The organism is Arthrobacter sp. OV608 (assembly GCA_900110595.1).
GTDB lineage: Bacteria > Actinomycetota > Actinomycetes > Actinomycetales > Micrococcaceae > Arthrobacter.
Map to the genome: position 1 here is coordinate 199,389 of FOEZ01000001.1, position 12,697 is coordinate 212,085.

Sequence of the window (12,697 nt, forward strand, 5' to 3'; positions counted from 1 at the left end):
AGATACGTTCGCTTCAATTGCTGGTGGGTTCGCCGGGGACCTTATCCTGACTACAGGGGCGTACTCCCGGCGCTTCCGGCTGGACCGCCTGGGAAAAGTAAAACAAGGAGGCGGCATGCCAGTCAGGCGTCTGATGCAGTTCATCACCGCGGCGGCAGCGTCTGCGCTGGTGCTTTCGGGCTGCTCAGGCGGCGGAGGCACCACCCCCGTTGTGGTGGGGGAGGCAAAGCGCGGCGGCAGCGTCACCGTCGCCGAAGTCAACGCGTTCTCGTCGTTTAATCCCTACAGCGCCGACGGCAACACGGACATCAACTCCAAGATTGGCTCGATCACGCACTCGGGCTTCTACTACCTCGACGATGCGTCCAAAGTGGTGCGGAACGAAAAGTTCGGGCGGTTCGAGAAGGTTTCCGACAATCCCCTGAAGGTCAAATACACCGTCAACGAGGGCGTGAAATGGTCCGACGGCGAGGCGATCGATTCGGGCGACCTCCTGCTGGCCTGGGCTGCGGGTTCAGGCTACTTCAACGATGCCGATCCCATGGCCGGAACAGGAACCACGTACTTCTCCACCGCCTCCGACACCAGCGGGCTGGCAGGAACGGTCCTCCCCGAGCTCGGGGAGGACGGACGCTCCATGACCCTGGAGTACTCCGTGCCGTACGCGGACTGGGAGGTGGCGTTCGACGTCGGTCTGCCGGCCCATGTGGTGGCCACAAAAAGCGGCCTGAACGATGAGGAAGACCTCATCGACCTGATCAAGGATTCACCCCGAGGAGACGTAGAGAAGCCCGCGCCCAACACTGCGCTGAAGCGGGTCAGCGACTTTTGGAACTCCGGATTCGATGCCAAGTCACTGCCCGCGGACCCCTCGGTCTACCTCTCCAGCGGGCCCTACATCGTCCGGGACATTGTCCCTGAATCGTCCATGAAGCTGGTCCGCAACCGGGACTACACCTGGGGCCAGGAGCCCTGGCTCGATGAGATCAACGTCCGGTTTACCGGAGCTTTGCCTGCCGCCGTGGATGCCCTGCGGAACGGCCAGGCGGACATCATCTCGCCGCAGCCCTCGGCCGAAACGGACAGTCTTTTCGCCGGCCTCGCCGAGCAGGGGAACACGGTGGACCGTTACAGCCAATCCGGCTACGACCATCTGGACCTGAATTTTTCCGGACCCTTTGCGGACGGGGACGTCCGGAAGGCATTCCTCAAGGCAGTGCCGCGCCAGGCCATTGTTGATGCCGTCGTCGGCGGCCTCCTGCCAGACCCCAAGCCCCTTGACTCACACGTGTTCCTGCCGGGACAGCCCAAGTACGCGGACACCGTAAAAAACAACGGCTCCGGCGACTACGCGGACGTGGACATCGATGCAGCGAAGGCGCTCCTGGATGGAGAAACCCCCACCGTCCGCATCCTGTACAACCGCGACAACCCCAACCGGGCCAAGGCTTTTGCCCTGATTCGCGATTCCGCAGCGCTGGCAGGCTTCCAGGTGGTGGACGCCGGCCAGGGCAGCGCGGACTGGGCGAAGGCCTTGGGTGGCGGCAGCTACGATGCTGCATTGCTCGGGTGGATCGGCACCGGCGTGGGCGTCAGCCGTGTTCCCCAGATTTTCCGCACCGGTGCCGGCAGCAACTTCAATGGATTTTCGGACGGCGAAGCGGACAAGGCGATGGAACAGCTCGCCGGCACCACCGACCTTGCCAAGCAGGACGAACTGCTGGCCGAAATCGACAAGCAGGTGTGGGAGAACGCCTACGGGCTGCCGCTCTACCAGACCGTCGGCACCACGGCCTACAGTGCCCGCGTCACCGGCCTCAAGCCAAGCCCGGGACCGCTCGGAGTCTGGTGGAACGTCTGGGACTGGCGTCTCACCAAGACCCCGTAACCGCTTTCGCCGCCGTCGTGGCGCGCTTCACACTTTCGATTCGCCGATAATCGTACCGGCGAGTAGCATGTGACTTGCACAACTTCCGTTTACCGGCTAGATCCCTGGAACGGCCCGGTCACGGTTTGGCAACGGAGTACCAGTATCTGGACTTCGTGCAGTTAGGCTACTCGTATATGTAGGTTGCGTCACAGTTCAACGCTGGGTCTCGCCTGCGGGGAAGCACAAAGATTCCCCTCGTTTCTCCCACAACTCATAGGAGGCGGAATGCGTTTTACGCGCACTTCCAAAGCACTGGGCATCGTGGCAATCGCCGCGCTTGCCCTGACCGGCTGCGGCGCTGGAGGCGGCAGCAATGACGGTGCCAGCGAATCTGCCGGCGACCCGAACAAGGTCATCACCGCTTACAGCAACGAACCACAAAACCCGTTGCTGCCGGCAAACACTGGTGAAGTTTACGGTGCACGCGCCGTCGAACTTCTTTTCGAGGGCCTTCGCACCTACGATCCGAATGGCAAGCCGGTCAATTCCCTTGCCGAATCTATTGAATCTTCTGACTCACAGAACTGGACCATCAAGGTCAAGCAGGGCACCAAATTCACCAACGGCGAACCCATCACCGCCAAGACTTTTGTGGACTCCTGGAACTTTGCCGCAAACTCCAAGAACCTGCAGCAGAACGGGTTCTTCTTCGAATCCATCGAGGGGTACGCCGAGGTGTCGGCAGTAACCACCGAGAAGTCGGCTGACGGCAAGACCACCACCACCCCGGCTCCCACGGCTGAGACCATGACCGGTTTGGCAGCCACCGACGACTCCACCATCACGGTGAAGCTGGCCCAGCCAGAGGCTGACTGGTCACTGCGCCTCGGTTACATTGCATTCGCACCGCTCCCGTCGGCCGCGCTGAAGGACCCGAAAGCGTTCGGCGAAAACCCGATCGGCAACGGCCCGTACAAGATGGAAAAAGAGGGGGCGTGGGTTCATGACCAGTCCATCTCGCTGGTGAAGAACGCTGACTACAGCGGACCGCGCGCAGCAAAGAACGGTGGCGTGACCTTCAAGTTCTACACCGATCCGGGCCCCGCCTACACGGACTTGCAGTCCGACAACCTGGACGTTACAGATGTTCTGCCCTCTAACGCTTTGAAGACCTACGTTTCGGACTTCCCGGACCGTAACGCCACCAAAGCCGTGGCTACGAACTCCACCCTGAACATCCCGGGCTACAACCCGAACTTCCAGGGCGAAGCCGGCAAGCTCCGCCGCCAGGCCCTGTCCTACGCCATCAACCGCGAGGAAATTGCCAAGGTGGTCTTCAATGGCACCCGTACGCCGGCCAAGGCATTCGCCCCGCCGGTCATCGACGGCTTCAAGGAAGGCCTTAAGGGCAGCGAGGTCCTCAAGTTCGACGCCGCCAAGGCGAAGGACCTGTGGGCGCAGGCTGAAAAGATCCAGCCGTACGACAACTCCAAGCCGCTCCAGATTGCCTCCAACACTGACGGCGGCAACAAGGAATGGATTGATGCGGTAACCAACGGGTTCAAGAACAACCTCGGCATCCAGGCTGAAATCCAGCCGTTCGCCAAGTTTGCTGAAGTCCTGAACCTGCGCAAGTCGCAGCAGCTGCCCGGCCTGACCCGGTCCGGCTGGCAGGGTGACTACCCGTCGCTGTACAACTTCCTGGGTCCTGTCTGGGCAACGGGCGCACCGTCGAACTACGAGAAATACTCCAATCCCGAGTTCGACAAGCTCCTCCAGGAGGGCCTCGCCTCCAAGACTCCTGACGAGGCAAACGCGAAGTTCAACCAGGCGCAGGAAGTCCTCTTCGAGGACCTTCCGGGCTTGCCGCTCTGGGATCAGGCACGGCCGATCGTGTGGAGCAATAACGTTGTGAAGGCCGAGACCGGCTGGAACGGCGGCATCCGCTACTTCGATATCACGGCAAAGTAGTCCCAGATCTAGCTTGCCGCCAGGCACATTGGGGGTCCGGTTACGGCCGGGCCCCCATTGGCTTGCAACGGCAGGAAGGCACCAATGACACTGTATTCTTCCCATCCGGAAGGCTGGTGATCCGGTGGTCCGCTTTATTCTGCGCCGACTCCTGCAAGTGATCCCTGTTTTCCTCGGCACCACCCTTTTGGTCTATTACATGGTGTTCGCCTTACCCGGCGATCCCATTGCGGCGCTGTTCGGCGATCGCCAGCCTCCGCAGGCCGTTATCGACACGCTGCGCAGCCAGTACCACCTCAACGAACCCTTTTGGGTCCAGTACGGGCTGTTCCTGAAGAACCTCTTCACCTTCAACCTCGGCAACGACTTCACCGGCCAGCCCATCGCGGCAAGCCTGGCACGCGTTTTCCCCGTGACCGCCATGCTGGCGATTGAGGCACTCGCCATCCAGGCCGTTTTCGGTGTGGCCTTTGGTGTTTTCGCCGGCCTGCGCCGTGGCGGCTGGTTCGACTCCACCGTTCTCGTGGCGTCCCTGGTGGTCATCGCGGTTCCCACCTTCGTCCTCGGCTTTGTGTTTCAGCTCGTCTTCGGCGTGCAGCTGGGCTGGGCGAAACCGACAGTAGGCGCCAACGCAGACTGGGGCAGCCTGCTGCTCCCGGCTGTGGTCCTGGGGCTGGTGTCCTTCGCCTATGTGCTCCGCCTGACCCGCACATCGGTCAGCGAAAACATGAACGCTGACTATGTCCGGACTGCCACCGCCAAGGGCCTTTCACGGCCTCGGGTGGTCCTGGCTCACATCCTGCGTAACTCGCTGATACCCGTGGTGACCTACCTTGGCGCCAACCTGGGCGGCCTGATGGGCGGCGCCATCGTCACCGAAGGCATCTTCAACGTTCCGGGCGTGGGCAACAAGCTGTACCAGGCAGTCCTCCGCAGCGAGGGACCCACCATCGTTTCCATCGTCAGCGTGCTGGTGCTGGTGTTTGTGGTGGCCAACCTGCTTGTAGATCTCCTGTATGCCTGGCTTGACCCGAGGATCCGCTATGACCAGTAATAATAGCCACTACGTGGCCCCCATCGAGGAAACCCCGCTGCTGGCCACGGATGCGGTCAAGACTGACCAGGCACCCCTCAGCCTGTGGTCGGACGCCTGGCGCAAGCTCCGCCGTCGTCCGCTGTTCATTATCTCGGCGCTGCTCATCCTGGCCCTGGCAGTGGTTGCGCTGTTCCCCGGCCTGTTCACGTCCGTTGCCCCCAATGAAGGCTGTGAACTGGCCAATTCGGAGGGCGGCCCCATGGCCGGGCACCCCTTCGGCTTCACGTTCCAGGGCTGCGACATCTACTCCCGCGTCATTCATGGCACCCAGGCGTCAATGTCCGTCGGTATCCTCTCGGTGCTGTGCGTGTTGGTCATCGGTGTCACCTTCGGTGCCCTCGCCGGCTACTACGGTGGCTGGATCGACGCCGTGCTGGCCCGACTGGGCGACATCTTCTTTGCGCTGCCGCTCATTCTCGGTGCGCTGGTCATCACCCAGCTGCCCTTTTTCCGCGAGAACAAAAGCGTCTGGACCGTGGTCTTTGTGATCTCGCTCCTGGCGTGGCCGCAGATGGCCCGCATCACCCGCGGTGCCGTCATTGAGGTGCGTAACGCGGACTTCGTCACGGCAGCCCAGGCTTTGGGCGTCTCCAGGTTCAGCGCACTGGTTCGGCATGTGTTGCCGAACGCCCTCGCTCCGATTATTGTCCTGGCCACCCTGGAACTCGGCGTCTTTATTGTCGCCGAAGCAACGCTGTCCTTCCTGGGGATCGGCCTGCCCCAGAGCATCATGTCCTGGGGTAACGATATCGCCGGCGCACAGGCATCGATCCGAACCAAGCCGGAAATCATGCTGTACCCGGCCGCGGCTCTTTCCATTACGGTACTGAGCTTCATCATGCTGGGCGACGCGGTACGTGACGCCCTTGATCCCAAGAGCCGCCAGCGATGAGAGACAAAGAGATGACAACTCCAGAAATACGCATCGCGGAGGCCGGCACCACGGGGACCAGGCCGCTGCTGGAGATCCGCGACCTCGCCATTACCTTCAAGACCAGCGGCGGGGAAGTCCAGGCGGTCCGCGATGCACACTTGACCATCATGCCCGGTGAGACAGTGGCCATTGTGGGGGAGTCCGGCTCCGGTAAGTCCACCACCGCGCTGGCTGCGATCGGCCTGCTTCCATCCAACGGCCGGGTTTCCGGCGGCCAGATCCTGCTCGACGGCGAAGACATCGCGCATGCACCCGAGAAGCGCATGATCGAGTTGCGCGGAAACACCATCGGCATGGTGCCGCAGGACCCGATGTCCAACCTGAACCCGGTGTGGAAGATCGGTTACCAGGTTCGCGAAACGCTCCGCGCAAATGGCCAGCCCAGCGGTCCGGATGACGTCGCCAAGGTACTCTCGGAGGCCGGCCTGCCGGACGCCCACCGACGTGCCAAACAGTACCCGCACGAGTTCTCCGGCGGCATGCGGCAGCGCGCCCTGATCGCTATCGGGCTCTCCTGCCAGCCCCGGCTGCTGATCGCTGACGAGCCCACCTCAGCCCTCGATGTCACAGTGCAGCGGCAGATCCTGGACCACCTGGACACGATGACTACCGACCTGGGCACCGCCGTGCTGCTCATCACCCATGACCTGGGGCTGGCAGCCGAACGGGCCGACAAGGTAGTGGTGATGTACCAGGGCCGCGTGGTGGAGGCAGGACCTTCCCTGGAACTGCTGCAAAACCCGCAGCATCCTTACACCAGGAGGCTCGTGGAGTCCGCACCGTCCCTGGCCAGCCGAAGGATCCAGGCTGCCAGGGAACAGGGCGTGGAGGCCGCGGACCTGCTTGCCCCGGCAGCCGAGCCCGCCGCGGCGGATAACGTCCTCCAGATCCAGGACTTGCGCAAGGTGTACAAGCTCCGGCAGGGACTGGGTAAGTCATCGGACTTCGCGGCCGTGGACGGCGTCAGCTTCGATGTGAAGCGGGGAACCACCACGGCGATCGTGGGGGAGTCGGGGTCCGGGAAGTCGACGGTGGCCAAGATGGTCCTCCAACTGGAGAAGCCCACCGAAGGCAGGATCCTGTTCGACGGCGTGGACACGTCAGCCCTCAAACCCGGGGACCTGTTCAAGTTCCGGCGCCGGGTACAGCCCATCTTCCAGGACCCCTACGGTTCGCTCGACCCGATGTACAACATCTTCCGGACGATCGAAGAACCGTTGCGGGTCCATAAGATCGGCAACAAGGAGAGCCGGGAGAAGAAGGTCCGGGAACTGCTGGACCAGGTGGCACTGCCGCAATCGGCCATGCAGCGGTACCCGAACGAACTCTCGGGCGGCCAGCGGCAGCGTGTTGCCATTGCCCGTGCGCTTGCCCTTGACCCGGAAGTCATCATCTGTGACGAAGCGGTGTCCGCCCTGGACGTGCTGGTGCAGGCACAGGTACTGAACCTGCTGGCTGACCTCCAGGCCAACCTGGGGCTGACGTACCTTTTCATCACCCATGACCTTGCTGTGGTCCGGCAGATCGCCGACCATGTCTGCGTGATGGAAAAGGGACGCCTGGTGGAGACCGGCTCTACGGATAACGTCTTCGAATCCCCCGAGCAGGACTACACGAAGGCGCTCCTCAATGCCATCCCAGGTGCGAAGCTGATGCTTCCGCCGGAAGTCGCCTAGCCGCCTTTCCTCCCGTTAAACGAGTGGAGCCGGAGCCTGTTGGCTCCGGCTCCATGCGTTTAAGCCCCGTCAGTCCTGGAAAGAATCAGTCCCGCTTCCGGCCGCCAAAGCCGGAGTTTGTTCCACGGTCAGCTTCCGCTCCAAACCCAGGTCCCGGAGCCGGCGCTCCAGCAGCGCCCCCAGTGCGCGGCGGCCATTGGGATTCATATGCACTGAGTCCGCGAGGTCCTTGGCCAGGCCGTACCTGGTGAGCCAGTCGCCCACCGAAACAAAGGGGAGGTTGTGGGCGGCGGCTACCGAGCCCAGCAACGTATCTACCTCCGTCCGGCGCCCGCCCCCGTTGCCTTCGCCGCGGGCCAGCGTCCCTATCATGGCAATGCGGGTTCCCGGGTAGCGGTTCCTGAGCTCAGTGATCAAACGCTCCGCGTTGCCGGTGATCCGGCTGTCCGACGCTCCGGTTGTAGCGTCGTTGCCGCCGCCTTGGACAACGATGAGCGCCGGTGTACCGGAAGGCAGGAGCCAGTCACCCCGCAGGAGGGCATCAATGTAATTGCCCGTTTTTCCGTTGGCGGACACGAACCCGGTGCCGCCCCGCCCGCAGTAGTACACCTGGTACCCCGCGGCCTCCAGGCCTTGGCGGGGCCAGCCATCGGTTGGTTCCGATTGCGAGTCCCCAATCAGGAGGACCGTCCTGCTGATGTTGGGGACCACGGCTTCAAGCCGCCCATTAGCCGGATTGAGGATTCGTGAACCGGCCGCAGCCTGATGTGTTGCGGCAGTCCCGGGCTGCCCCGCAGCGGCGGCCTGCGCTTGGGAAGAGGCAGAAGACCCGGCCGGCATTCCGCAGCCGGACAAGGCAAGAAGGCAGGACACCGCGATCACGGCAGCGGCTCCGGACGCCGCAGAACGGGTCCGGGCCTGGGCTTTTCGCATGTGGTGTCTTTCGGGCTTGCATGGAGTGTCAGAGCAATCATGTGGCATGGAGGCAGGTTTGGCCAGTGATTTTGGTCACTGATTTTTGCCGGCCGCGTTGACGCAGGGCGGCTGTGGGCGCTGTTGGCTGGCAGAAAATTTAGGCCTATTAATGCCGCAGACGCTAGACTGGGGGAAGCAGCCCTGTGCAAAGGGCATGATCCGTCGTGCGTTCCAGTTGGAAATGTCGCGATACAACAGCTGACTTTCACCACTGAATCGAGCCATTACGCATGTCTGAAACCACCACCAACACCGCGGTAGCCACTGCATCACGCAGTGACCTCCGCAACGTCGCGATTGTGGCCCACGTTGACCACGGCAAGACCACCCTGGTCGACGCCATGCTCAAGCAGACCAACTCCTTTGCCGAGCACAACCACCTCGAAGACCGCGTGATGGACTCCGGTGACCTTGAGCGCGAAAAGGGCATCACCATCCTGGCCAAGAACACCACCGTTGCCTACAACGGTCCGTCGTCCAACGGCGAGACCATCACCATCAACGTTATTGACACCCCGGGCCACGCCGACTTCGGCGGCGAGGTGGAGCGCGGACTGTCCATGGTTGATGGTGTTGTGCTGCTCGTTGACGCATCGGAAGGTCCGTTGCCGCAGACCCGCTTCGTGCTCCGCAAGGCCTTGGCCGCCCACCTGCCCGTGATCCTGCTGGTCAATAAGACCGACCGCCCCGACGCACGCATCGACGAAGTGGTCCACGAGTCCATGGACCTGCTCCTCGGCCTGGCGTCGGATCTTGCCGACGAAGTCCCGGATTTGGACCTGGACAAGGTTCTTGAGGTCCCGGTTGTTTACGCCGCCGCCAAGGTTGGCCGCGCCTCCCTGGAGCAGCCCGCTAACGGTGCCGCTCCGGACAATGAGGACCTTGAGCCGCTGTTCAAGACCATCATCGAGCACATCCCGGCGCCGACCTACAACCCGGAAGGTGTCCTGCAGGCGCACGTCACCAACCTGGACGCTTCACCGTTCCTGGGCCGCCTGGCGCTGCTCCGCATCTACAACGGCACGCTGCGCAAGGGCCAGACCGTTGCCTGGGCACGCGCCAACGGTGAGCTCAAAAACGTCAAGATCACCGAACTGCTGGCCACCAAGGCCCTGGACCGCGTTCCGGCTGAGTCTGCAGGCCCCGGCGAGATTGTCGCCGTCGCCGGCATCGAGGAAATCACCATCGGCGAGACTTTGACCGACGCCGAGAACCCGCAGCCGCTGCCGCTGATCACCGTGGACGATCCCGCGATCTCCATGACCATCGGTATCAACACCTCCCCGCTGGCCGGCAAGGTCAAGGGCGCCAAGGTCACCGCGCGCCAGGTGAAGGACCGCCTGGATAAGGAACTGATCGGTAACGTCTCCATCAAGGTGCTCCCCACCGAGCGTCCTGACGCCTGGGAAGTCCAGGGCCGTGGCGAGCTCGCCCTGGCCATCCTCGTGGAGCAGATGCGCCGCGAAGGCTTCGAACTGACCGTTGGCAAGCCGCAGGTTGTCACCAAGACCATCGACGGCAAGATCCACGAGCCGATGGAACACATGACTATCGACGTACCCGAAGAGTACCTCGGCGCTGTGACCCAGTTGATGGCAGCCCGCAAGGGCCGCATGACCAACATGGCCAACCACGGCACCGGCTGGTGCCGGATGGAATTCATTGTTCCCGCCCGTGGCCTGATCGGCTTCCGCACCAAGTTCCTCACGGACACCCGCGGCGCCGGCATCGCCGCCTCCATCTCCGAGGGCTACGAGCCCTGGGCCGGCCCCATCGAGTACCGCACCAACGGCTCCATGGTCGCAGACCGCGCCGGCGTGGTGACCCCGTTCGCCATGATCAACCTGCAGGAACGCGGTTCCTTCTTCGTCAAGCCCACCTCCGAGGTGTACGAGGGCATGATTGTTGGCGAGAACTCCCGCGCCGACGACATGGACGTCAACATCACGAAGGAAAAGAAGCTCACCAACATGCGTGCCGCTTCCTCGGACACCTTCGAGAACCTGACCCCGCCGCGCGACCTCACCCTCGAAGAGTCGCTGGAATTCGCCCGCGAAGACGAGTGCGTCGAGGTAACGCCGGAGTCCATCCGCATCCGGAAGGTCATCCTGGACACGAACGAGCGTGCAAAGGCCAACCGCGCCCGCGCCAAGGCCTAGCCAGCACCGTAGCTCCAAAGAAAGCCACCGGCACCCCGCCGGTGGCTTTCTTCGTACCGCCGTGCGCAGCGAAACCGCGGTTCAGTGCCCGAGGGCAGTCCCTGCGCCCTGAGGGTCGACTCAGGCGCGCGGCCTTCGCCGCTCCGGCGCCGGCGGAACCTCCTTGGCTGCCACAACAAGCTCAAGGGGAATCACGACGTCGGCCTGCCGGGTGCGGATGGTGCACGCACCGGCGTCGCACGCCACCAGGTGTCCCAGTGCATCAGTGAGCCCGCCCTCGATGCGGTACCGCACCACCACCCGTGTTCCGGAAGCGGCGGCAAGGAGGAACCCTGCGGGGGAGGGGACAGGTAGACTCACCACTTCATACTAAATGGCTTCACACAAGGAGCCCGGCTAGGTTCGCAGTAACGGGCTGGGAGATAATAGGCTCAGATGTCAAGAGTCCGGCCAGGTTGCCGGACGCAACAGCCGGCGGGACGCCGGAACCAACGTGGAGAGGCAAGGGACGTGACGTACGTAATCGCGCAGCCGTGTGTAGATGTCAAGGACAAGGCATGTATCGAAGAATGCCCGGTCGACTGCATCTATGAGGGTGAGCGTTCGCTGTACATCCATCCGGACGAATGCGTCGACTGCGGAGCCTGCGAACCGGTATGCCCGGTGGAGGCCATCTACTACGAGGACGACACCCCGGACGAGTGGGCCGACTACTACAAGGCCAACGTTGAGTTCTTCGACGACCTCGGCTCACCGGGCGGCGCAGCGAAGATCGGCAACACCGGCAAGGACCACCCGATGATCGCCGCACTGCCTCCGCAGAACCAAGACCACTGACGCAGGCTGGAACGGTGACCGCAGCAGTGAATACGTTTGGCCTTGACCTGCCCGACTACCCGTGGGAGGCCATGGCGCCGTATCTCGCGAAGGCCTCGGAGCATCCCGGGGGAGCCGTCAATCTGTCCATTGGTACTCCGGTGGATCCCACGCCCGCGCTCATTCAGGACGCCCTGAAGGCCGCCGCCGATGCCCCCGGTTACCCCACGGTCCATGGCACGCCTGCCCTGCGGGAAGCCATTGCCGCATGGTTCGAACGCCGCCGCGGAGTGGCCGGACTGGACCCCCGCAACATCATGCCCACGGTCGGCTCAAAGGAACTCGTGGCATGGCTCCCGCTCCTGCTCGGGCTTAAGCCGGGGGACGTCGTCGTACGCCCCAAGGTTGCCTACCCCACGTACGATATCGGCGCAACGCTCGCCGGCGTCACCTCCGTGGCCACGGACAACCTGGACGAGCTCGACGACGCCACCCGCTCGCGTGTCCGGCTGATCTGGGTCAATTCCCCCGGAAACCCCACGGGCAGCGTCCGCGGCGTCGAATCCCTGAAGGCGCTCGTACAGCAGGCCAGGGAACTGGGCGCCGTGGTGGCGTCCGACGAATGCTACGCAGAGCTGGGCTGGGGCGACTGGGATGTCCAGCGCGGCGGCCAGCCTGTACCGAGCATCCTGGACCCGCTGGTGGCCGGCGGATCCCACCAGGGTCTGCTTGCCGTGTACTCGCTGAGCAAGCAGTCCAATGTGGCCGGCTACCGGGCAGCATTTGTGGCCGGCGATCCGGACCTGATGCCCAACCTCGTCAACAGCCGCAAGCATGCGGGCATGATCGTTCCCTACCCGGTGCAGGAAGCCATGCGGGTGGCACTGGGCGACGACGCGCATGTCGAGGCACAGAAGGACCTGTACCGCGGCCGCCGGGAACGGCTGGTTCCGGCGCTGCTGGATTTCGGGCTGGAGATCAAGGAGTCCGACGCCGGTCTCTACCTTTGGTCGACGGCGGGAGAGAGTACCTGGGACACGGTAGCCCGGCTGGCGGAGCGCGGCATCGTAGTGGGTCCCGGCGTCTTTTACGGCGAGGCCGGCAACGGCTACGTCCGGGTTGCCCTTACGGGAAGCGACGAAAGGATCGACGCTGCCGTGGCCCGGCTGGCTTCGGCACCGTAATTGTCAGGGCGCCGCG

At 63.4% G+C, this 12,697-nt stretch carries 10 protein-coding genes; 8 read left to right on the forward strand and 2 right to left on the reverse strand.

What is annotated here, in order from left to right:
• Positions 1 to 115 precede the first annotated feature (115 nt).
• From BMX78_RS01005 to BMX78_RS01025, 5 genes are all read left to right on the forward strand, one after another.
• Positions 116 to 1,888, forward strand: a complete 1,773-nt coding sequence (locus BMX78_RS01005; RefSeq protein WP_091415309.1) for an ABC transporter family substrate-binding protein — start codon at positions 116 to 118, stop codon at positions 1,886 to 1,888.
• A 267-nt stretch (positions 1,889 to 2,155) separates the two neighbouring features.
• Positions 2,156 to 3,841, forward strand: a complete 1,686-nt coding sequence (locus tag BMX78_RS01010; protein ID WP_091415311.1) for a peptide ABC transporter substrate-binding protein — start codon at positions 2,156 to 2,158, stop codon at positions 3,839 to 3,841.
• Positions 3,842 to 3,965: 124 nt separating this feature from the next.
• A complete protein-coding gene (locus BMX78_RS01015) occupies positions 3,966 to 4,895 on the forward strand; it encodes an ABC transporter permease (protein WP_091415314.1) in 930 nt (309 codons plus the stop codon).
• Entirely contained in the window at positions 4,885 to 5,829 is a 945-nt protein-coding gene (locus tag BMX78_RS01020; protein ID WP_091415317.1) for an ABC transporter permease, read from the forward strand. Before BMX78_RS01015 ends, BMX78_RS01020 begins: the two co-directional genes overlap by 11 nt.
• Positions 5,830 to 5,840: 11 nt before the next feature.
• Complete coding sequence (locus BMX78_RS01025) at positions 5,841 to 7,547, forward strand: dipeptide ABC transporter ATP-binding protein (RefSeq protein ID WP_091415320.1); 1,707 nt, start codon at positions 5,841 to 5,843, stop codon at positions 7,545 to 7,547.
• 69 nt (positions 7,548 to 7,616) lie between these two features.
• Here BMX78_RS01025 and BMX78_RS01030 read toward each other — a convergent pair whose 3' ends face one another.
• The gene (locus BMX78_RS01030) at positions 7,617 to 8,480 is read right to left on the reverse strand and encodes an SGNH/GDSL hydrolase family protein (RefSeq protein WP_091415323.1); all 864 of its coding nucleotides are present in this window, start codon (positions 8,478 to 8,480) and stop codon (positions 7,617 to 7,619) included.
• A 272-nt stretch (positions 8,481 to 8,752) separates the two neighbouring features.
• Here BMX78_RS01030 and typA point away from each other — a divergent pair, with 272 nt between their 5' ends.
• Positions 8,753 to 10,681 carry a translational GTPase TypA gene (typA, locus tag BMX78_RS01035; protein ID WP_091415324.1) on the forward strand — a complete coding sequence of 643 codons (1,929 nt, stop codon included), beginning with the start codon at positions 8,753 to 8,755 and terminating at the stop codon, positions 10,679 to 10,681.
• 120 nt (positions 10,682 to 10,801) lie between these two features.
• Here the strand turns inward: typA and BMX78_RS01040 are convergent, their stop codons facing one another.
• A complete protein-coding gene (locus BMX78_RS01040) occupies positions 10,802 to 11,041 on the reverse strand; it encodes a putative acetyltransferase (RefSeq protein WP_091415327.1) in 240 nt (79 codons plus the stop codon).
• A 150-nt stretch (positions 11,042 to 11,191) separates the two neighbouring features.
• Between BMX78_RS01040 and fdxA the strand changes: the two genes are divergently transcribed.
• Positions 11,192 to 11,518, forward strand: a complete 327-nt coding sequence (gene fdxA / locus BMX78_RS01045; protein WP_009356972.1) for a ferredoxin — start codon at positions 11,192 to 11,194, stop codon at positions 11,516 to 11,518.
• Between the two features lie 14 nt (positions 11,519 to 11,532).
• Positions 11,533 to 12,681, forward strand: a complete 1,149-nt coding sequence (dapC, locus tag BMX78_RS01050) for a succinyldiaminopimelate transaminase (RefSeq protein ID WP_091415329.1) — start codon at positions 11,533 to 11,535, stop codon at positions 12,679 to 12,681.
• Positions 12,682 to 12,697 lie beyond the last annotated feature (16 nt).

Coding starts and splice junctions, on each gene's coding strand:
- BMX78_RS01005 (WP_091415309.1), top strand. CDS start 116: ATGCCAGTCAGGCGTCTGATGCAGTTCATCACCGCGGCGGCAGCGTCT.
- BMX78_RS01010 (WP_091415311.1), top strand. CDS start 2,156: ATGCGTTTTACGCGCACTTCCAAAGCACTGGGCATCGTGGCAATCGCC.
- BMX78_RS01020 (WP_091415317.1), top strand. CDS start 4,885: ATGACCAGTAATAATAGCCACTACGTGGCCCCCATCGAGGAAACCCCG.
- BMX78_RS01025 (WP_091415320.1), top strand. CDS start 5,841: ATGACAACTCCAGAAATACGCATCGCGGAGGCCGGCACCACGGGGACC.
- BMX78_RS01030 (WP_091415323.1), bottom strand. CDS start 8,480: ATGCGAAAAGCCCAGGCCCGGACCCGTTCTGCGGCGTCCGGAGCCGCT.
- typA (WP_091415324.1), top strand. CDS start 8,753: ATGTCTGAAACCACCACCAACACCGCGGTAGCCACTGCATCACGCAGT.